A 19,626-nucleotide genomic window follows, 5' to 3' on the forward strand; every position below is an offset into this window, starting at 1 on the left:
ATTACTTGCTGGAAGGTGTTGTTTCTTCTTCACTCACTTGTTTTTCGCTTTCTAAATCTTTATCCATGATTTGGACGTTATGCTTTTTATACAATTCCTCGATCCATTTATCCATATTATTTCGTTTGTTTCTTGATTTTACTTTTTCGATCACTTTCGGGCGGGCTTCTTCAAATGTTCCCTCGAACTTATCTTTGTTTTTCTCATAGTATTCTTTGATTTGTTCTTCAGTGATCGGGTTATCCTGCTCGAACAGCTTGTCCCGCAGCATAACAGCGCGCACGCCTTCACGGAGCTCTTGCTCAGTCATTTGCTTATCCTTCAAATACTGTTGGAATCTTTCTGGTGATCCCATTTTTTCTTTGACTGGGTTCACACGTGCATCGAGTTCTTGATCGGTTACGGTAATTCCTCGTGCAGCGCCTTCCTGTTTGTACAGCTCCAAGGTGATGATATCAGCCATGACACGCTTACCAGCATCTTTTTTCAATTTGTCGTACATTTGCTCTTGCGTAATCGTCACATTGCCGATTTTGGCAACAGGGTTATCCGCAGAGAACGCAGAATCTTTTCCAGGTGTACAGCCCGCTACAGCGAGAGCGAGTACAAGTGCCGAGGCAGCAAGTATAGATGCATTGAATTTTTTCATGAAAAATACCTCACTTTCTTGATAGTAATACGACTGTGCATAGAGCAGCGTTACGGGAAGCGGAAAATAAAAACCGCACACATAAAGCAATGTGCGGTCGTCAATCGATTAGCTGGCTTGTGTAGAGGCTTTTTTCCACTCTTCCAAGCGTTTTTCCAGTACGGAGTGATTCAGATGCACAAGACTAGCTGATTTGTCCATCAATTGTTTCAGATAGGAAAGGGCTCGCTCATAATTTCCTTTGGCAGCTTCAATCTCTGCCAAGCAAAAGAGCTTCCAGTCCTTTGCCGATCGTTTGCTTGCGATCAGCTGGTAAGCTTCTATCGCACTCTCTACTTCACCCAGACGTGCGTGCGAGCAGGCAATAAGCGCTAAGGAATCAGTCATTCCCTGATCACGCTGGTAAATACGAAACGCCACTTCCAATGATTCGTTGTATCGTTCGGAGGAATAGTAAACGATCGCCAGGTTGTAAAACAAGTAGTGAATCATCGCTTGATTGAATAACGTTGGTCGTTCCTTGCAGACGTTGATTCCTTGAACGATATATTTTTCGGCCATTTCATAATTGCCAAGCATGATCTCATGGGTTGATTTATCCAGCATAGCGACAGCACGGGAACGGTTCTTCCGATAGGAAGCCTCCAGCCAGCGCAATCGAATATTCAAACGGCGTTTGAACAGATTGGCCATGTACTGAAAGCGGAAGGGCCAGTGCAGGCGAATAAACATAACCAACAGCACAGCCGCAATCCCTGCCAGCGTTGATGTCAAATTAAAACTCAAATACTCCACGTAGTGACACCCTCTCTATATACGCTGCATCTATTAACCCATCTTAGCACAGAACCTGTCCGCATGACAGAGCATTACCGCTATTTCGCCAATGGCAAGATATTCTCTTTTTTGGATGCAGAGAGCTGCTGCGTTTTGACGTAATCGTCTGAAACGGTATAGAGCGTGTCGCCAATCGTGAGTATCCGCTTAATGTTACTGGAGCTGTCGTACCAGCCTTCGCCTGCTTTCGCAACATCTTCCTTCGACAGATGGGTGATCTGATCTCTCAGCTGAAACCCTTTTTGTAGATCAAGCTGATAGACGTAGGCACCTTGGAAAGTAAAGTGGCCATACTCGCGCATGTCGTTTTTGGCTTTTTGTTCAGCCGTACGTTCGTGGACGGATACAGGAAAGGCGAGCAGATTTTTTTCTTTGGAGAACAGCAGCGCCTTGTGATTGCGCAACAGCTCGGAATCCGTTCCTCTGTCCCCGATCACGGTCTTGAACTTTTCCTTCGGTTTCGTTACATCACTGACATCAAAGAGGGCAATTTTCATCCCTTGGTAGTACGCCCAGTCTTTATCTGATTCTGCGTCTTTGCCAAAACCGATGATATGGTTTTCATCATACGGGTGTAAATAGTCGCTGTAACCTGGAATTTTCAGGGCACCTAGTACGCTTGGTGCAGAAGGCTTCTTCAGATCGAGAACGAACAGCGGGTCGACTTTTTTGAAGGTGACCATGTAGGCACGATCTCCCATGAAACGGACCGAATAAATGCGTTCTCCTGGAGCGATGCCTTCCAGCTTCCCAAATACCTCGAGTTTATTGTCCAGCACATATAAGTTGTTTTTGGACGTAAGCTCATCGTCCCGCCACGTGTCCCCACTCGTGGTGGCGATTCGGAAATAACCGTCGTTTTCATCCATGGAAAACTGGTTCAAAATACGTCCAGGCACCGACCCTTTTCCTGTATACCGAATGTCTCCCTTATTCATGGCAAATCGATAAATGGTTGTTTCTGACTCAATGGGAGGGGCAATCAAAGGAGCTGTCACCCCTTTTTGCTTAACGGCTACTGGCTGGGCATTGTTCTGGGTGACGGCTACATACAGATTTTTGGTGGATGCATAGATGTTCTCACCAGCACCAAGATACGTATTCAGTGACATCTTTTGTTTCGAATCATCCAGATTCACGCCAGTGACGATCAAATACTCTGGACGAAAGTGATCCGGGAAGTAACGAATCTCGCTGTAGGGAATGGTTTGGTATTGGTTATGATGGGCGCTGTCTTTATACGTTGGGCCTGGCACTTCTGCTTTCTCTTGCATAATACGATACGCATCCATGTAATGGTTGGCTGTCACGTACAAGCTCGCGCCGATTTTGCGGGACGACATGTACTGGCCTTCCAGCTCCAGTTGACGAATGAGCCGCGGTTGTTTTTTGTCCGTAATATCGTAGATCATGGTTTTCACGGACTGCATGCTTTGGAAACGGGGGATGCCTCTTTTGGAAGCGGAACCGGGAGGATAGGAGATATTCTCATCCGCTTGCCCGATGACGATGAGTCTGCGATCGTCGACGTACATTTCTTGTGGTACGAATTTTCCATTGTCATAGCTGATACGGCTTGCGACCTTCATTTCGGTCGCTGGATACGCTTTAATGATGCGCACTTCATTTTGCGTGGATTGATAAAGATAAGTTCCGTCTGATTTGACGATATCTGCTTCATCGACGCCCTGCACTTGTGTGTTCGTTGTGGAAAAATCACCGCGAGCAGCGCCGCCGGAAGTGTCCGCTACTTTGTTGGCTGTGCTAGGTGCGGCTACTGGCATAGCGGCAGTCGTTTCCAAGGTGCCGTAATGATAGCGATCCAAGTCAGATGATTGGATAAGTTTTTTTAGCTCCGCATAGGAACCGACTACTGGCAACTCTTCTGTGGATGCTGCGGCTTGAACGGTTGGCTCCGCAATTGTACCTGTTGTGAACAGGAAGGGTATAGCGGTCACCACCATCACAGAGGCGAGAAGCCCGGCAAATGTTCTTTTCATTTTAATCCCCCTCATATCTGCTTCTTGCCAAAATTTGCTGTCGGTAATAAGACGACGCACGTTTACGGAATGTTTCACACACTCTTTGGGCAGCAATCTACGGACAGGTGGGGGAGCGTGTGCTATAATAATAGGCGGTTTATGCTACCATTTACACCACTACGTCAAAAGGGGCGTCATAGATGGAAAACTTGAAGCAAAGCATTCTGGAACTCATCACGGATACTTCTACGAATCTACCACCAGACGTGCGTCGTGCCGTCAATGCAGCTAAAGTGAAAGAGGATCTTGGCACACGTGCAGCGCTGTCTTTGTCTACGATTGCGCAAAACGTCGTCATGGCAGAAGAAAATGTTTCTCCGATCTGCCAAGATACGGGGATGCCTACATTCGAAGTGAAAACTCCGGTTGGAGTCAACCAGCTGATCATTAAACAAGCCATCAAAGAAATGATTGCAGAAGCAACCAAAACGGGTAAGCTGCGTTCCAACTCCGTAGATTCCTTGACAGGTACTAACACAGGGGACAACCTCGGACCAGGTACTCCTGTCATTCACTTTGAGCAATGGGAAGAGAATGAAATTGAAATCAAGCTGATTCTCAAAGGCGGCGGCTGTGAGAACAAAAACATCCAGTACTCCCTGCCTTGTGAGCTTGAAGGTCTGGGCAAAGTGGGCCGCAACCTGGATGGTATTCGCAAGTGCATTCTGCATGCGGTATATCAAGCGCAAGGACAAGGCTGTAGTGCCGGCTTCATCGGCGTAGGAATCGGTGGCGATCGCACCTCCGGTTATGCACTGGCGAAGCATCAATTGTTCCGCAAAGTGGACGATGTGAATCCAATTGCTGATCTGGCTGCTTTGGAAGACTACATCATGGAAACAGCGAACCAACTCGGAATCGGAACCATGGGCTTTGGTGGTAATTCGACTCTCTTGGGCTGTAAAATCGGCGTGGAAAACCGCCTGCCAGCGAGTTTTTTCGTATCCGTTGCGTACAACTGCTGGGCATTCCGCCGTCAAGGTGTTCGCCTGAATCCGGAGACTGGCGAAATCCTCCGTTACCTCTATAAAGACGAAGAAGTGGCGATGGACTTGTCCCCTGTAGCAGCTACGGACGATGCGGGCGAAAAGCGCAGAGAGGTTGTTCTGCAAGCGCCAATCTCCGAAGAACAAATCCGCAGCCTGCGAGTAGGCGATGTGGTCATTATCAATGGTGAAATGCACACAGGACGCGATGCCCTGCATAGCTACCTGATGGATCATGACTGTCCAGTGGACTTGAACGGTGGCATCATCTACCACTGCGGTCCAGTCATGCTGAAGGACGAAGCAGGCGAGTGGCATGTAAAAGCGGCTGGCCCGACTACCTCCATTCGCGAGGAGCCGTACCAAGGCGAAATCATCAAGAAATTTGGAATCCGTGCTGTTATCGGAAAAGGCGGAATGGGTGCAAAAACCCTGAAAGCATTGAACGAGCATGGCGCTGTGTACTTAAATGCGATTGGTGGAGCGGCTCAGTATTATGCAGAATGCTTGGAAAAAGTAGAAGGTGTCGACTTCATGGAATTCGGTATTCCAGAAGCAATGTGGCACCTGCGCGTTAAAGGCTTCGCAGCAATCGTCACCATGGATTCCCATGGCAACAGCTTGCACGCGGATGTGGAAAAGTCTTCCGCAGAGAAACTGGCTCAGTTTGCTGCACCTGTATTTAAATAAGGAATGTAACACAAAAGCCTCTGGCGCACTTCACGTGCTGCCGGAGGCTTTTTTTTCAAACTAGACGAGAGAGGAGAAGGAAATAGTCGGATAGATGATGAACTTTCGAGGAACCAACCACGATTGCGGACAGATGGGTTTTCATTTTTGACAGGGGGGACAGAAATGAAATGGTTGATTGCTGATCGCGTCATTATCGGAGATGGAGAGCATGTAATCGAACAAGGTGCTGTCGGGATTGATGAGCGAGGAAAGATTGTAGCAGTGGGGACAGAATCGGAGCTTACGGATTCCATATCGGAAGGAGAGGTAAAGCGGTACAGCGGATGCTCCATTTTGCCAGGCTTGATCGATTTACATGTTCACATCGGGTATTGGTGGAGCAAACCAGACTCCGCTGAGTATCGCAACAACGACGGACTCGTGGCTTTACTGGCGACAGCGAATTTGAAAGAGGCACTTTCCTTGGGGGTAACGACGATCCGTGATGTGGCAGCTCCGGATGGATTGTGCAGTACGCTGAAGCTGGCAGCCAAGAACGGTTTCATTGTTTCCCCTCGTCTTTTTCAGGTAAACCAAGGGATTATTATGACCGGGGGGCACGGCTGGCAATTGGAGGGTGCCCTGCGAGAAGCAAATGGTCCGTGGGACGTACGGACAGCCGTGCGTGAACAAGTAAGAGCAGGAGCAGACTGGATCAAGCTCATGACGAGCCATCGTACACCAACGCCGGAGTTCACACAAGAGGAGCTGGATGCGGCGGTTGATGAATCTCACCGCTTGGGACGAAAATGCTGTGTACATGCCTCGCTCCAACCGGCGATCCAGATGGCGATTGATGCGGGATTTGATACGATCGAGCATGCGACGTTTATGACCGTTGAACAAGCAGAGCAGATGAAAGAAAAAGGACTGGTATGGGTACCGACTATGGTTACCTTCTTCCAGATTGCTGATTATTACAAGCATATTTGGAATGAGCAGCAACAGGCGAATCAAGGCATCTTGAGCGAAGAGATTATCGAGCAGGGAGCCTTTTTCATCGAATCAGAAAAGGCGTATCGCGAGAACTTCGTACAATTGATGAATACAGGCGTAAAAATCGCTACGGGTACGGATATCGTATTGGAAGGCTATCCAATTACGCCTGTGGCAGAGGAAATCAAGCTGATGGTGGAGCTGGGGATGGAGCCAATTCGTGCGATCCAGGCTGCTACTCAAAATGCTGCTGAGGTGCTGGACCAAGGAAGTAAGATTGGGACGTTAGCGTCAGGTTATTTTGCAGATTTGCTTGTGGTAAAAGGTGATCCATTACAAGAGATAGAGGAATTAAAGCAAGTAGAGGAAGTGTTTCTTGAGGGTGTTTCTGTCTATTCAAAGTGTTGATGGGGCTGAGCCTTGCTCTTTCAGGTTTGTAACGGCGTTTGTACTGGGTGTTTGACTATTTTTAGCCAAAATGGGTATTGGTTTATTGCGCGTGTACCAGGGCGGGCATAGGTTAATAGCGAATGATCACAGAAAAAAGGAGTGAGATTCGTGAACTATGTAGTCCGTTCGGGAGATACGCTAAACAGCATTGCGGCTCGTTTTGGTGTATCCGTTCAGGAATTGATCCGTGTGAATAATGTCGCCTATCCCTACTACATTTACGTTGGTCAAAATTTGTACATCCCAATTACGCCGACACCAGCTCCAGGTGGGGATGTCGAGCGTCGTCTGAATCGACTGGAGAATCGAGTAGATGCGCTGCGCGAAGACTATCGCAGGCTGGATAATCGAGTAGATCGGTTGGAGAACCGTGTCACTCGTCTGGAGCAGGCCACTACGCCGACACAACCTCCGCGCCCACGTCCGACCGCTACGCCTCGTCCACGCTAAGTAGCTGGATAGGGGGCCAAATAAATTTCCACATTTAGCAATTTCCTCTTCGCTTGATCCTGCATAAAGTGATACGAGAGGATTAAGAGGAGGTGCACCCATGCTAGGGTTAAATGGAAAAAACGTCCGACACCATTTCATGGGCGTCTATGGAAAAGTGGTGCAGATTCGGGAACTGGTGGACGTGATCGACCAAGTTTTTGACTCTGTAAACAAAGTGGGCAACATAGGTAAGGCGATGCTTGGACCTCGAAAGGCAAGTGCCAAAAAGCTCGACAAGCTGAGATGAATGGCAAAACAAAAAAACCGCGTCCGTAATGGAGGCGGTTTTTATTTATGGTTCATCCTTGATTTCTAGGGGCAGACTCTATCATCAGAATAACTCATCAGAAAGAAAAAGTCTACTCTTTTTCTAAAAATTCCCTTATATTTTTGAAGCTGTTATCAACTGACTTCAAAAAGGGGAGTGCGATGGAGATGGAAAAGGAAAGGCGTCACGTAGGCTTAGTCACGGGTGGAGTGCTGATGGGATTAGTCTTGTCAGCGTTGGATCAGACGATTGTCTCAACAGCCATGCCGACAATTACGAAAGAGCTGGGAGGTCTATCTCTTTATAGCTGGGTGTTCGCGATTTATATGCTCACATCGACCACGAGCATGCCCATCTATGGGAAAATGGCGGACTTGTTTGGAGCGAGAAAAATGTATTTGATCGGGTTGTTTGTGTTTCTTGTAGGATCTCTTCTCTGCGGCATGGCGAATTCCATGACGGGTCTTATTGTAGCGAGAGGTGTTCAAGGTTTGGGAGCTGGGGCATTAATGCCGGTTGCATTCATCATTGTGGGTGAACTGTATCCACCCGAAAAGAGAGGCAAATTTCAAGGACTTTTCGGAGCTGTCTTTGCCATGACGAGTATATTCGGTCCCTCGTTGGGAGGAATGATCGTGGAGCATCTGCCATGGGGATGGATCTTCTTTATTAACCTTCCTATTGGTATCGCTGCCTTTTTGATCATTGCGCTAGCCTTTCGTGATCAGCGGCACTACGATAAGAAGCCTGTGATTGATTGGTACGGGACGACCAGCTTGAGTGCAGCCATCATTCTCATCCTGCTGTCCCTTGTCATGGAGGGGAGGGAATACAAGATCGGATTAGGGGGAACAGGTACCTTATTTCTCGGCTTGTTCATCTGGATTGAAACTAGGGCAAAGGAACCCCTGCTTCCGCTTTCCCTATTTCGCATTCCGGCCATTGGATATGGCAATCTCGCAGGATTCTTTGTGAGTGCTGCTTTGTTCGGTGCAATCGCATATGTCCCTCTGTTCGTCCAAGGGGTACGCGGTGCGAGTCCCTCAGAGGCTGGATTCCTTTTAGTCCCACTCATGCTGTCCGCAGCGATTTCTTCGACGATTGGGGGAAGATGGATGGCAAAAGCTTCATTTCGGGCGATTCTGATTCCGAGCTTACTTATCATGGCGACAGGCTTCTTCCTCCTAAGCACGATGGATGGAGAGACAACCAACGCACAGCTTGTTATCTACATGATTGTCACAGGTCTAGGCATGGGGGCAATCTATCCGGCACTCGGTACAGCAGCACACAGCGCTGTCAAACCGCAAGATCGGGGTGTTGCCATGTCGACATCGCAATTATTCCGGTCCATTGGGGGGACGATTGGAGTGAGTGTGTTTGGAAGCATCGTAGAATGGCGGATGCGGGCAGGACTGGTGTTTAGTGAAGCTTTGCACGACGTCTTTATCACTGGTTTGATTCTGATTGGAATCAGTTTGATAGCCAGTGTCCGACTTGGCAATACTCGATTACTCGACAAAGAACCCCGCCATTCGCATTCAACAAATAGCGGGGTTCCCAAACAATAGAATTACGGTTTTTTATTCATACCTTCCATTGCCATCCGAACCATCTCTTTGACCATACTACCGCCCAAGCGACCTCCGATTCGACCGGCATCGTGAGAGGTTAACTGTCCATTGTAGCCGGGCTGCAATGGGACATGAATTTCATCTGCGACTTCGAACTTGGCCTGTGCAGGATCAGCAACGTGTGCAACCTGCGCTTTTAGGGCGTCGAGCCCTTTTCTCGCCTCGGGGACGAGAGGGTGTTTGCGTCTGCTCATGGTAGATCACCTCACACCCTAGTGTGCCCAATTAGACGAGTGCTTTGCGCAGAGTAAAATCAGTCTCCTGATAGTAAGTATTAGCAACGAGCAGGTTCGGTCCTGCACATCCAGCAGCAGGGCAGAAGCAATTGATCTTCTGATTCAGCGTGTGTTCTTGCCATTTTTCAAATATAGACTGGAGCTGATCGGTTTGAATATTGCCCAATGGCTCGACATCCCCGAAATCGGTCACGATGACATCACCGGTGAAAATGTTGATGTTTAGACGATTGCGACCATCTGGATCATTGCGAGTCGTCACATTTTTCGCAGAGCGCAGTCTGCTGATCAATTCCCTGTCTGCTGCTTCAGAACTACAAGCAAAGAACGGAAGCGTCCCGAAAAGCATCCACAAATCTTCATTACGTACATCGAGCATCCGATGAATGGCTTGACGGAGCTCATCGAGCGAAAGGACATCCAGATCACGGGCAAAATCACTGGCGTACATCGGGTGTACCTCATGTCGCTTGCTGCCCATCTCCTGAATCTGACGATGGAGAGTATCGAGCTTTGTCCAGGTGCGATGATTCAGCATCGTTTCGGCTGAGACAAATACACCTGCTTCCGAGAGCTTGCGTGCATTTTCCATCATCTTATGAAATTGTGCTTCCGCTCTTTTCATTGAAACCGGCTGCCGTGCTTTTGCGTAAACAATATCATGGAATTCTTCGGGAGTAGACCAGTTCCATGAAATATGCATGACATCGATGTAAGGCAGGATCAACTCATACCGAGAAAACGGCATGGACATGTTGGAGTTGATTTGCGTCCGCAGCCCACGATCTGCTGCATATTGTAGAATAGGAGCGATCACAGTTTTCACGGTACGCTCGCTGTACATCGGTTCGCCGCCTGTTATACTGAGAGTAAGCAGATCTTTTGCTTCATCGAGACGACGAAGTATGAGATCAACAGGAAGAGCGGGATCGTCCTTGTATCGCAATGTATCACCAACCGCGCAATGCTCACAGCGGAGATTGCACAGATTCGTTACAGTAAACTCGACGCTGGTAAGTTTATAGGCGGGGGGTGTCGCATTGAACAACGGCTCCCATGGATCGTGTAAAGGTGTTAATGGTGTAGTTGGAACCATGCGGATCAATTGTGAAACCTCCTTCATTCTGCGTACAACTCAACCTATTATAACGACATTAGGGCGGAAGGAGAATAGCTAACGAGATGATTATGGGGATGTCTTTTGGACGCGGTGTGCTTTTTCATGATCGAAATGTGCTGGCTTGCGCGGAAGTAAAAGACGGCGTGATTCATATGTGGGCGGAAAAAATCACATTGAAAACGATAGGTAAGCTCTGGTATCGAATCTTTTTCTCCTTCCCGTGGTACTATCAATTGTTTCATCTCCTGCTTGCTGGTTATGTACTGGCGGCGATCGTGAAGCCGGACTGGGCCATCCTCGATCCGATGTGGGTAGCTGTATACATCGCAGGCTTTCACTTTGTTTTTCCGAAAAAGATGAAAAAATTTCACGGTGCAGAACATAAAGTGTTTAGCTATGGAGGGAAGAAGTCACTAGCAGCACTGAATGAGATTCAACGGGCAAATATCGTGAATGACGGTTGCTCGACGAATCTGGTCGTGTGGTTTTTTACAGGATTCATCTTGTCTGTATTCTTTTTACCTTTAGAATGGAGCGTCGCATGTGGGGTAGCAGGACTGCTTGTTGGCATGCTCGGTGATCGCTACGTGCGTAAATATTTCGGTTTTCTTTACAAGCTGTCGGCTTTCTTTCAAAAATACAGCACGACCAAAGAACCGGACCAGCTTCATTTAGAGACAGCGATCCGCTCGTATATGCTATTTGAGCACATTCGTGAGGTAGATCGATTGCAGAGTGCTTCGTAAGGAAAAAGCAGTGTTAATCGGCTTGGATCGCAAATCATAAAAAAACAGGGAGGATAGAAGGTGCTTATGCGCCCTCGACCTCCCTTTTCTTTTTCCTACTCCCGTTCGAGCGGGCTTTCTTCCAGTTGGCGATACATCTTTCCTTTATCCACATACGATTGGCGAATACGTACGAATTCTTTCAAGTCTGCCTCGTTGAGTTCACGTTTTACTTTTGCTGGGTTGCCGACAACAAGCGAGCGAGGTGGCACCTTCATGCCAGGAGGAACGAGTGCACCCGCAGCAACCATCGCTTCTTCTCCGATTTCCGCACGATCCAGCACGATCGCGCCCATTCCAATCAATGCGCCGTGACGTACCACGCAGCTATGTAAAACGGCGTTATGTCCTACGGTCACCTCGTCTTCGAGGATCAGCGGGTTGTTCGGGCTTTGGTGCAGGGTGCTGTTGTCTTGGACACTGACGCGTTTTCCAATGACAGTCGGAGCGATGTCCCCGCGGATCACGGTGTTGTACCAAATAGAAGAATCCTCGCCGATTTCGACATCGCCAGAAACGACGGAGCCTTTTGCCAGGAAAACGGTAGGGTGAATCTTCGGTTTGATGTTTTCAAATGATAAGAGCAGCATAGTTACCTCCTAATCAATGAGTAAGTGAGCAATCTGTTTGCATCGGGCGCGGATGGAAAATAGAGAAGCGGCCAGTTGCAGGATCGCAGTCGATGACTGTCCCGGAAAGCTGGTCTATCTCATGTGTTTGATAAAAGAAACGAATTCCACTTATTTCTTGGGCGAGATCATGTTTGTCCGCTTCCGTAATGGCGATGCTATATGTATAGCTGCCACAACCCGTTGTAGTTGGGACGAGTCTGATTCCGAGCTGTTCTGCATCCGATTCTTCCGCGATCATTTGTGCAAGACGTACCGCCGCAATTGGAGTAATGGTTATCATCGTCATACCTCCTTGTAGCCATTTCTATTGTACTACAAATGGCCCTTCCAAATCCTGCTTGTTGACCATGTAGGAGGCATGTGATAGAGTAAATGTTACTGATTCTGATGTGCAGGAAATGTGGGTAGTCGCTGCCGCAATCGTTTCGACGATTGGCGGTAGAGGAAAGTCCAGGCTCGCCCAGGCTGAGATGCCTGGAGTGTTCGTACCTGGTGCAAGCCAGGGCAGTAAGGTGTTGAGCCTTGCTGACGGCGTGGAAAGGGCTCTCTCTGAGGCCCGAGTACGCTGAAAGTGCCACAGAAACGTAGCTTTTCTGGCGACAGAAAAGATGGAACGCGGTAAACCCTGCGAGCGAGAAACCCAAATTAGGTAGGGGAACCGTCCTGAAGGAATCAAACGGAAAGGACGGATGGTATCTTCGGATGCCATAGATAGATGGCTACCGCTCTTGGTGCGAGGGATTGCCCCGCTTGAAGCACGGGAGAGACAGAACCTGGCTTATAGCATTTCCTGCTGGAATGAAAACGTAAAACCACCTGAGATCTCAGGTGGTTTTTTTACGTTCTGCGAAATATCGTGAACCCGATACCTATCCATGTTTGAGGAACAGTGGAATGATTTACCCGAACAAGCTTTGAAACTTTTTCGGAAATCGTGTCGTCTTAAAAGAGCGTTCAGCCGAAGAAAACAGTTCTACTGTGGACTATTCCATCATTTCTTCAAATGGGAGAGTCTGCTGGAGAGAAAGAACTGATAAACGGTTACATTGATGGAGGGGTTTATTTTGAAAAAAGAAAAGAATCGAGCAACCAAGGATTTTAAAAAATTTGTAGCGACTGCGGTTCTGGCAGGAGCGCTTGCGTTGCCGGGTACCGGATGGGCTGCTACGGCACTGCCATTCTCCGACATCGGAGGAAACGTGAACAAAGACGCGATTCTGAAATTGAACTATGCGGGTGTTCTGAAGGGTTATACAGATGGCACTTTCAGACCGTATAAAGAAGTGACGAGAGCAGAGTTCGCCAAAGTTGCGGTGCTGGCACTGGGGTACACAGACGCGCAAGCAAAGCTACTGCAAGGAAAGACTGCATTTAAAGATCTGCCAGCAGATCACTGGGCAACTGGGTACATTAATCTTGCCGTATCCCAAGGCATCATCAAGGGATATCCAGATGGAACCTTCAAACCGAACAACAACGTAAAAATTGCGGAAGCATTGACTGTTTACGTACAAGGCTTAAAAATTGACGTTCATCCATCAGCCTCAAGCGAGTGGTACATCCCATACTTACTGGAAGCGGACAGAGCAGGTATTTACGATGCAAAAGAAACACCGACAGCAGCAGCTCCGCGTGATATCGTCGCGAAGTACACGGATCGCTTTATGGAAACGCCTGTCTATGCAAACGGCGCGTACTACGACAAAGATGGCAACGCAAAAGGAACCAATCAGAAGCTGCAAGTAGTGAAGGGCGCAGTTGCTTCGTATGACAAGTCTGGCAAAAAGCTGAAGCTAGTCGGACAAAACAAAGAAATCGAATTGGCTGATTCCGCGCAAGTATACGGCAATCTGATCGTAGGCGCGCAAGTCGAATACATTACGAAAAATGGCCGAGTGGCTTTCCTCACCGTTGTTACTTCTGACTCCGAAATCGTGGAAGGAATCGTGAAGACTGGCCTTAATTTTACAACGGCAGTAGGCGATGAAAAGAAATTCAAGGCAATCGTCAATGGAAGAGAAGTTGTTTTGGAAGTAGAAGATGGCGTAAATGTAAGCCGTTCTCACATCGGCCAAAAGTTTGTGGCTGTGGTTGGCGACAATGGCAAAATCAAGTCCATCACGATCAGCGACAATACGACAAAAGGAATTGTGGAAAAAGTATCTTCCGTGAGCGGTTCCAACTCGAAAAAAGAGCTGAGAGTAGACGGCACGACCTACACGCTGGATTCCAAAGCAACGGTCAGAGGTAAGGCGCATCCAGAGGCAAAAGCAGCGAGTGCTTCGTTCTCTGACATCGAAAAGGATGACTTGGTCGAGCTGACACTCAATGTGGACGGCAAAGTATCTGAGCTTGTTTACACGAAGCTGAGCTTCACTGATACGATCACCGTTGATACAGACAAAAACTTGATTCGCGTTGGCGGCGTCAATTACGAGGTGCATGAAGATACAGAGTTGTTCGTAGACGAAGACGAAGTAGATGAACTGGATGAGTTGACAAGCGGCAAAATTGCAGTGCTTACGTTTGACAAAAATGGAAACCTGGTGAAAGTAGAGCAGGGTGTAGGGGCAGCTACGAACAAGCAGATCTCAGACACAACTGCGTATGCACCAGGAAAACTGGCAACTGTGAAAATCGACGGGAAAACCTACGATATCTTGACCAACGCGAAGCTGACTGTCGATGGCAACTCCGTATCTCCAACGACGATTAAAAACGATCAGTTTAATGACCACCGCATCCTTACGTGGAAATACAATGTCGGAACGAATGACATTGTGGAGCTGACTTTGGAAAAGCAAACCGTAAAAGGATACGTGACGAAAAAATCCGGTTCCAAAATTACCGTGAACGGGAAAGTGTATGAGCTCTTGTCCGGGGTTACTATTGACAGCGATGCAGCATCCAACGACAACGAGTACACGCTGACACTCAACAACGCTGGCAAAGTAAAAGCCATTACAGGTGCGCCTAAGAAAGTAAGCGGCGTGGTTGACTCTGTTGAGGTTCGTAACGATAACGGCAAGGTGACTTCCGCGAAAATAGAGGTTAACGGCAAGACGTACGATGTAACGGATGAGGACGCGATCGAAGATGTCGATCAATTTGAGTACGTGACATTGACTCTGGATCGTGACGGCGATGTCATTGCTGCTTCCGTGAGTGGAAAGCTGGCGAAGGAAAACGTGCGTTTCGTCGGAATTGAATCCCGCGTAAACAAAGACAAATACGTATTTTTCGATGACGTATCGACAAGCTTGAAGCTGACAGAAGATGCAAAGATCAAATACTACAACGGTAATGACTTGAAAGAAAGCGAGCTTTCCACCAAGGACAAAGTGGATTTGTGGACAAATGATCAAGGTCATGTCTATGCCATTGTCGTAGCAAAACGATAAGAAACTGGAAAAAGGCGATCTCCTCCTCCATTCGAGGAAAAGGGGTCGCCTTTTCATTTGTTGGCATAGGCTTTAAAAAGTATTTAATTGAAAATCATTTTCAATTAAAAGAAGATGTGATATATTGTTTTTGTTTCGTGCAAAACAAAAAGAGGAGTGATTTCAATGCAGGTTGATTATGAAGTGATTATTGTTGGTGGTGGACCAGTTGGCATGATGGTGGCTGGAGAGCTGGCATTGGCTAAAGTGAAGGTATGCGTACTTGAGCGCTTAAAGGAAACGACCCCGTATTCACGGGCGCTCACGGTACATCCGCGCACGCTGGAAATCCTGGATATGCGCGGGTTGAAGGCGAAATTACTTGAGAGAGGAAAGCCGATTTCGACGACGCATTTTGCTGCGCTTGATACACGCTTGGATTTCTCAGTATTGGATTCTTCCTCCAACTACACACTGATTATTCCCCAACATGACACGGAGAAGGTACTAGAGGAGTGGGCAAAAAGTCTAGGGGTGGAAATACGGAGGGAAGAGGAGGTAGTGGCCGTACACCAAGATCAGCATGGGGTTGAGGTTGAGACTTCCGGGCCCAATGGAAAGGCTGTGCTGACGGCACGCTATGTGATCGGTGCAGATGGCGCTGCCAGCATTGTCCGAAAGCAGGCAGGCATTCCGTTTGTCGGTAAGAATGCGACCTTTACGGCTATGCAAGGGGATGTTGTGTTGAAAAATCCGCCGGAATCGGGAGCTCCTTCCTACTTTCATGAACAAGGTTTGGTCATGATTGTACCTTTGCCAAATGGAATGCATCGGGTGGTTCTAATCGATTCGGAGCGAATGGCTGTACAAAAGGAAGAACCCGTTTCCTTGGAGGAACTGCGCGCTAGTTTACTGCGTATTCTTGGAGACGATTTTGGAATTTCCGATCCGTTTTGGATGACTCGTTTTGGCAATGCGACTTTGCAAGCTCAGCGTTATCGAGAAGGACGGATTTTCCTGGTGGGAGATGCTGCCCATATTCATTTTCCAGCCGGAGGACAGGGGATGAACGTTGGCTTGCAAGAGGCAATCAACCTGGGGTGGAAGCTAGCGGCCCATTTAAAAGGCTGGGCACCGGATTGGCTGTTGGACAGCTATCATACGGAGCGTTTCCCCATCAATACCGCATTACTTACAAATACACAGATGCAATCACTACTGTTCGGTAGTTCGGAATTCTCCCCATCCGTTATCGCTTTGAGGAATATGGTGTCCGACCTGCTGAAAATACCCGAGGCAAATTATCGGTTGGCTACCCAAATCTCTGCGTTCAATGTCCAGTATGAACCGATCGGGGAGATGCCGTCGCATGTATTGAACGGTCGACGTTTTACAGAGTTGAATCTGCGTCTGGAGAACGGTGAGTGCCAGAATGCGTACGAGCTTCTTCATTCTGGTTTATTCCTCTTGCTACATTTCGGCTCGGATGAACGTTTGGATGAAGCTCTCGATTGGTCGAAATATAAGCATGTCCATGTAGTTCGTGCTTCGCTTGCGCAGGGAGCTGCTGATTGGCATGACGTGCATACAGCGTTGATTCGACCGGATGGATATGTTGCATGGGCTGTTTCCAAAGAGGAGTCTAATCCGCTGGAAGCTATTCGGAAAGGAATCTCACACTGGTGCGGACATGATTGATTGAAACGGAATTGTTTTGTGCAAAACAAAATGAAATTGTTTTTCTCGAAACAATCAGTATATAATGGAGGGGAGATGAGATGGTAATCTAGGAGACATGATATGCAAAGTACAGAACTTTCCAAGCAGCGGATCATTCAGCTTTACATACAGCTAGTCACGCAGCAAGAGCTGCGAGAAAGCAAATTGACTGCGCGAATGGCAGAAGAGATGCAGAAGCTGGAATCCGAGATGGGGATGAAGCTAAACCTTACCCTATCCGAAATTCATTTCATTGCCTGTATCGGGGATCATGGTCCCATCAATGTCACCACGATTTCGGAAAAAGTCAATTTAACGAAAGGGTCCATAACACGGATCAGCAAGAAGCTATGGAAGCTTGATTTAATTAAAAGGCAACAGCTGGTTGATAATAAGAAAGAAGTGTACTATCGGCTAACCACAAAGGGACAAAAGCTGTATAAGATTCATCACCAGTTGCATCAGGACATTGAACAGCGATTTAAGAGCTTTCTGGATAAATACACACCGGAGCAATTAGCATTTTCCCGCGAACTGCTGGAGGACTTGCTGAATTGGGATTTCTGAAATCGTAGGCAAAGGGCGCCATCACACTGATGGTGTCCTTGTTATTGTCTATGGGGGACACCATTAATGCGAGTAGTACAGGATATATGACTCCGTTGGAGGAAGCAGGAAGGAAGGGAAATTCACAAATAATTGCTTTGCGTGAAAAATATGTTCGTGAACAGAATTATGGATAATTAAAAAGCCAAATTACCCCACGGTAATCTGGCTTTTTTGCTTATTTAACCTTAGGGTTAAATTTTGCATTTCTCATAGGAAACCGCTCTTAGTTAGGTATACGTCTGTCTTTCCACTCGTCAACTTCTCTTGGATCGATGTCGAGAACTTCGCAAATATGTAGCGCAATCGTAACAGTGGGATTGGTAATCCCGTATTCAATGTTCTGATAATGTTTCAAGGATACGTTTATGATCCTGCTTATTTTTTCCTGAGATAATTTCTTTTCTATTCGGGCATCTTTTAGTTTCAATTCTTGGAAGCTCTCCTTGAATCATTTACTCATATGTTAACCCGTTAGCGAATTTTTGATGACCCATGATACTTGGCGAATTAAAATACACGTATTATACTTACTGTTATTGCTAGGTATTTACATTTTGATAACCTCTAAAAACCAAGATGAAAGTGGAATGAAAATTCATAGAAGGATGTGAACTCCATGCATGAGTAATATAATTGACGGATCATAAGTAAGTTCAAGGGAATTTGATGGTAAATATTTACAAATACTTGTGGCAATTATAAAATGTGGGAAGTTAAGTGTTTCTTATGTACATGACTAAGGGGGATTTCTTTTAGTATGGAAACAAGAAAAACAACACAAAAATCGATACGCTCTGAAATAGATACAAATATAAAAGAGAACGGATATACACTTAGTAAACTCGGTGAGTTAAGTGGTGTGAATCCTGGACATTTGAGTGAGATCCTAAATAGCAATCCACCACGTGCCATTACAATTGGTCAGCTTGACACGTTGGCTAAGGTCTTTAAAAAGGCTCCTGGTTGGTTGTACGAGTTATACCCGGAAGAGTGCATAGCCGAGGAAAAAATTTCGCGTCCACGTTTGATCCCTTACTTGGTTCGATGTGCCGAGATCGGGCGTCAGGATTGTATTGATGTGGTTGTCTCAAGATTGCTAGAGAACCCTAAAAACGTTTCCATTCTCTTCACTGTTGCAGAGCAATTATTTCAAACTGGTGGAAAGGTTATGTCAGTCCCTTTTTATCAGCTAGTGATTGAAGCTGAAAAAGATAGTCATTCGGATCACTTTCTGATAAGTCAATATCGGTTATTTCGTGCGTTACAAGGTAAAAGTCCAGAAGATAACTGGAAAGCGGTCATAAGGTTTGAACCCTATCGGAACAGATTGTCCGAAAATCACCAATTGGACGCGTTGCTACATCTAGCGAATGCGTGCTACATGTTGCAGAAGTGGAAAGATGTAGAAAAATATGCTGACGAATTACGGACCCTAGCTATTGCAGTCTATCAGGATCAACTACGCAAGAAAGAGAGCGGTAAAACGGTTGAAATGTTACACACGGAACGTCATCTAGTTGTGTACTATGGCCAAAGCTCCTTGTTAAAAGGAGTTGCTCTCACTATGCAAGAACAGTATGAAGAAGCGGAAAAACACGTGATCGAATATACTGATCTTACTTGGTTTGAACTGTTAGATGAGATAGGGCATAAAGAAGTAAAGAAATTCAATATATGGGGCAGGGCTAACTTATATGGGCTTAACTTAAAGAAGGGAAACGTGAGTATCCTATCAGAGTATGTTGCTTTCTTACAGGAACATCCAAATGAAATTCTCCCTGGGATGTTGACCATCATCGAAGCAGCCAATAAACATAATTTTTGTATAGATGAGCTACTGCATCGTTATTCTGCTAATCTATCCAGCTTTCATGACCATCAGAACCCTATTAATTTGAGTCAGAATTTTCACTTTTGGGATCAAAAGACTGAATATGAATTTAGAAAAGGAAACACGTCACAAGCGATAGATCAGTTACTGCTGTGCCTGGATTTATCTGACAAAATGACCTATCACCAAGGATTTAAACGTTGTGTCACAAAGTTTTGGAAACACTTGCCACATGCAACAAATGAGCAAAAAGATCGCTATGAAGCCATTTTAGAAGGGAGAGTGTGA

At 46.8% G+C, this 19,626-nt stretch carries 18 protein-coding genes and 1 other RNA gene; 11 read left to right on the forward strand and 8 right to left on the reverse strand.

The window, feature by feature from the left end:
• Nucleotide 1 precedes the first annotated feature (1 nt).
• The 3 genes from ACUUHJ_RS11885 to ACUUHJ_RS11895 all read right to left on the reverse strand — a co-directional run bounded on the left by ACUUHJ_RS11885 (nucleotide 2) and on the right by ACUUHJ_RS11895 (nucleotide 3,486).
• Entirely contained in the window at nucleotides 2-649 is a 648-nt protein-coding gene (locus tag ACUUHJ_RS11885; RefSeq protein WP_289677434.1) for a SurA N-terminal domain-containing protein, read from the reverse strand.
• Nucleotides 650-757: 108 nt separating this feature from the next.
• Entirely contained in the window at nucleotides 758-1,444 is a 687-nt protein-coding gene (locus ACUUHJ_RS11890; RefSeq protein WP_012685860.1) for a tetratricopeptide repeat protein, read from the reverse strand.
• Between the two features lie 80 nt (nucleotides 1,445-1,524).
• A complete protein-coding gene (locus tag ACUUHJ_RS11895; RefSeq protein ID WP_472298963.1) occupies nucleotides 1,525-3,486 on the reverse strand; it encodes a beta-propeller domain-containing protein in 1,962 nt (653 codons plus the stop codon).
• A gap of 182 nt (nucleotides 3,487-3,668) precedes the next feature.
• Here ACUUHJ_RS11895 and ACUUHJ_RS11900 point away from each other — a divergent pair, with 182 nt between their 5' ends.
• From ACUUHJ_RS11900 to ACUUHJ_RS11920, 5 genes are all read left to right on the forward strand, one after another.
• On the forward strand, nucleotides 3,669-5,204 hold the full coding sequence (locus tag ACUUHJ_RS11900; RefSeq protein ID WP_016739747.1) for a fumarate hydratase: 1,536 nt from the start codon (nucleotides 3,669-3,671) through the stop codon (nucleotides 5,202-5,204).
• A 165-nt stretch (nucleotides 5,205-5,369) separates the two neighbouring features.
• Nucleotides 5,370-6,590, forward strand: coding sequence for a metal-dependent hydrolase family protein (locus ACUUHJ_RS11905; protein ID WP_472298964.1), 1,221 nt, complete (start codon nucleotides 5,370-5,372; stop codon nucleotides 6,588-6,590).
• A gap of 150 nt (nucleotides 6,591-6,740) precedes the next feature.
• On the forward strand, nucleotides 6,741-7,082 hold the full coding sequence (locus tag ACUUHJ_RS11910; protein ID WP_472298965.1) for a LysM peptidoglycan-binding domain-containing protein: 342 nt from the start codon (nucleotides 6,741-6,743) through the stop codon (nucleotides 7,080-7,082).
• 100 nt (nucleotides 7,083-7,182) lie between these two features.
• A complete protein-coding gene (locus ACUUHJ_RS11915; protein ID WP_017247839.1) occupies nucleotides 7,183-7,371 on the forward strand; it encodes a hypothetical protein in 189 nt (62 codons plus the stop codon).
• Nucleotides 7,372-7,553: 182 nt separating this feature from the next.
• A complete protein-coding gene (locus ACUUHJ_RS11920) occupies nucleotides 7,554-8,963 on the forward strand; it encodes an MDR family MFS transporter (RefSeq protein WP_472298966.1) in 1,410 nt (469 codons plus the stop codon).
• A gap of 2 nt (nucleotides 8,964-8,965) precedes the next feature.
• Here ACUUHJ_RS11920 and ACUUHJ_RS11925 read toward each other — a convergent pair whose 3' ends face one another.
• Together ACUUHJ_RS11925 and yfkAB are read right to left on the reverse strand one after the other, a co-directional pair.
• A complete protein-coding gene (locus tag ACUUHJ_RS11925) occupies nucleotides 8,966-9,220 on the reverse strand; it encodes an alpha/beta-type small acid-soluble spore protein (RefSeq protein ID WP_472298967.1) in 255 nt (84 codons plus the stop codon).
• A 31-nt stretch (nucleotides 9,221-9,251) separates the two neighbouring features.
• The gene (gene yfkAB / locus ACUUHJ_RS11930) at nucleotides 9,252-10,367 is read right to left on the reverse strand and encodes a radical SAM/CxCxxxxC motif protein YfkAB (RefSeq protein ID WP_472298968.1); all 1,116 of its coding nucleotides are present in this window, start codon (nucleotides 10,365-10,367) and stop codon (nucleotides 9,252-9,254) included.
• Between the two features lie 77 nt (nucleotides 10,368-10,444).
• Between yfkAB and ACUUHJ_RS11935 the strand changes: the two genes are divergently transcribed.
• Entirely contained in the window at nucleotides 10,445-11,128 is a 684-nt protein-coding gene (locus tag ACUUHJ_RS11935) for a DUF1385 domain-containing protein (RefSeq protein ID WP_289677442.1), read from the forward strand.
• Between the two features lie 95 nt (nucleotides 11,129-11,223).
• On the opposite strand, the gene ACUUHJ_RS11940 is transcribed toward ACUUHJ_RS11935, so the two are convergent.
• Complete coding sequence (locus ACUUHJ_RS11940) at nucleotides 11,224-11,757, reverse strand: gamma carbonic anhydrase (RefSeq protein ID WP_472298969.1); 534 nt, start codon at nucleotides 11,755-11,757, stop codon at nucleotides 11,224-11,226.
• 13 nt (nucleotides 11,758-11,770) lie between these two features.
• On the reverse strand, nucleotides 11,771-12,079 hold the full coding sequence (locus ACUUHJ_RS11945) for an iron-sulfur cluster biosynthesis family protein (RefSeq protein ID WP_087349415.1): 309 nt from the start codon (nucleotides 12,077-12,079) through the stop codon (nucleotides 11,771-11,773).
• Between the two features lie 116 nt (nucleotides 12,080-12,195).
• On the opposite strand from ACUUHJ_RS11945, the gene rnpB reads away from it, so the two are divergent.
• The 4 genes from rnpB to ACUUHJ_RS11965 all read left to right on the forward strand — a co-directional run bounded on the left by rnpB (nucleotide 12,196) and on the right by ACUUHJ_RS11965 (nucleotide 17,465).
• An RNA gene (rnpB, locus tag ACUUHJ_RS11950) (RNase P RNA component class B) lies at nucleotides 12,196-12,585 on the forward strand.
• Nucleotides 12,586-12,863: 278 nt separating this feature from the next.
• Nucleotides 12,864-15,200 carry an S-layer homology domain-containing protein gene (locus ACUUHJ_RS11955; protein ID WP_472298970.1) on the forward strand — a complete coding sequence of 779 codons (2,337 nt, stop codon included), beginning with the start codon at nucleotides 12,864-12,866 and terminating at the stop codon, nucleotides 15,198-15,200.
• A gap of 165 nt (nucleotides 15,201-15,365) precedes the next feature.
• The gene (locus tag ACUUHJ_RS11960) at nucleotides 15,366-16,877 is read left to right on the forward strand and encodes a monooxygenase (RefSeq protein ID WP_472298971.1); all 1,512 of its coding nucleotides are present in this window, start codon (nucleotides 15,366-15,368) and stop codon (nucleotides 16,875-16,877) included.
• Between the two features lie 102 nt (nucleotides 16,878-16,979).
• Complete coding sequence (locus tag ACUUHJ_RS11965) at nucleotides 16,980-17,465, forward strand: MarR family transcriptional regulator (protein WP_472298972.1); 486 nt, start codon at nucleotides 16,980-16,982, stop codon at nucleotides 17,463-17,465.
• A gap of 265 nt (nucleotides 17,466-17,730) precedes the next feature.
• Here ACUUHJ_RS11965 and ACUUHJ_RS11970 read toward each other — a convergent pair whose 3' ends face one another.
• Entirely contained in the window at nucleotides 17,731-17,934 is a 204-nt protein-coding gene (locus tag ACUUHJ_RS11970) for a helix-turn-helix domain-containing protein (RefSeq protein WP_409178384.1), read from the reverse strand.
• A 330-nt stretch (nucleotides 17,935-18,264) separates the two neighbouring features.
• Here ACUUHJ_RS11970 and ACUUHJ_RS11975 point away from each other — a divergent pair, with 330 nt between their 5' ends.
• The gene (locus ACUUHJ_RS11975) at nucleotides 18,265-19,626 is read left to right on the forward strand and encodes a DNA-binding protein (protein ID WP_472298973.1); all 1,362 of its coding nucleotides are present in this window, start codon (nucleotides 18,265-18,267) and stop codon (nucleotides 19,624-19,626) included.

The sequence above is a fragment of the Brevibacillus schisleri genome (assembly GCF_055685845.1).

Bases quoted from the DNA above. Each gene is read 5' to 3' on its own strand.
- ACUUHJ_RS11885 (WP_289677434.1), bottom strand. From the start codon at position 649: ATGAAAAAATTCAATGCATCTATACTTGCTGCCTCGGCACTTGTACTC.
- ACUUHJ_RS11895 (WP_472298963.1), bottom strand. From the start codon at position 3,486: ATGAAAAGAACATTTGCCGGGCTTCTCGCCTCTGTGATGGTGGTGACC.
- ACUUHJ_RS11900 (WP_016739747.1), top strand. From the start codon at position 3,669: ATGGAAAACTTGAAGCAAAGCATTCTGGAACTCATCACGGATACTTCT.
- ACUUHJ_RS11905 (WP_472298964.1), top strand. From the start codon at position 5,370: ATGAAATGGTTGATTGCTGATCGCGTCATTATCGGAGATGGAGAGCAT.
- ACUUHJ_RS11915 (WP_017247839.1), top strand. From the start codon at position 7,183: ATGCTAGGGTTAAATGGAAAAAACGTCCGACACCATTTCATGGGCGTC.
- ACUUHJ_RS11920 (WP_472298966.1), top strand. From the start codon at position 7,554: ATGGAGATGGAAAAGGAAAGGCGTCACGTAGGCTTAGTCACGGGTGGA.
- ACUUHJ_RS11925 (WP_472298967.1), bottom strand. From the start codon at position 9,220: ATGAGCAGACGCAAACACCCTCTCGTCCCCGAGGCGAGAAAAGGGCTC.
- ACUUHJ_RS11935 (WP_289677442.1), top strand. From the start codon at position 10,445: ATGATTATGGGGATGTCTTTTGGACGCGGTGTGCTTTTTCATGATCGA.
- ACUUHJ_RS11940 (WP_472298969.1), bottom strand. From the start codon at position 11,757: ATGCTGCTCTTATCATTTGAAAACATCAAACCGAAGATTCACCCTACC.
- ACUUHJ_RS11945 (WP_087349415.1), bottom strand. From the start codon at position 12,079: ATGATAACCATTACTCCAATTGCGGCGGTACGTCTTGCACAAATGATC.
- ACUUHJ_RS11960 (WP_472298971.1), top strand. From the start codon at position 15,366: ATGCAGGTTGATTATGAAGTGATTATTGTTGGTGGTGGACCAGTTGGC.
- ACUUHJ_RS11965 (WP_472298972.1), top strand. From the start codon at position 16,980: ATGCAAAGTACAGAACTTTCCAAGCAGCGGATCATTCAGCTTTACATA.
- ACUUHJ_RS11975 (WP_472298973.1), top strand. From the start codon at position 18,265: ATGGAAACAAGAAAAACAACACAAAAATCGATACGCTCTGAAATAGAT.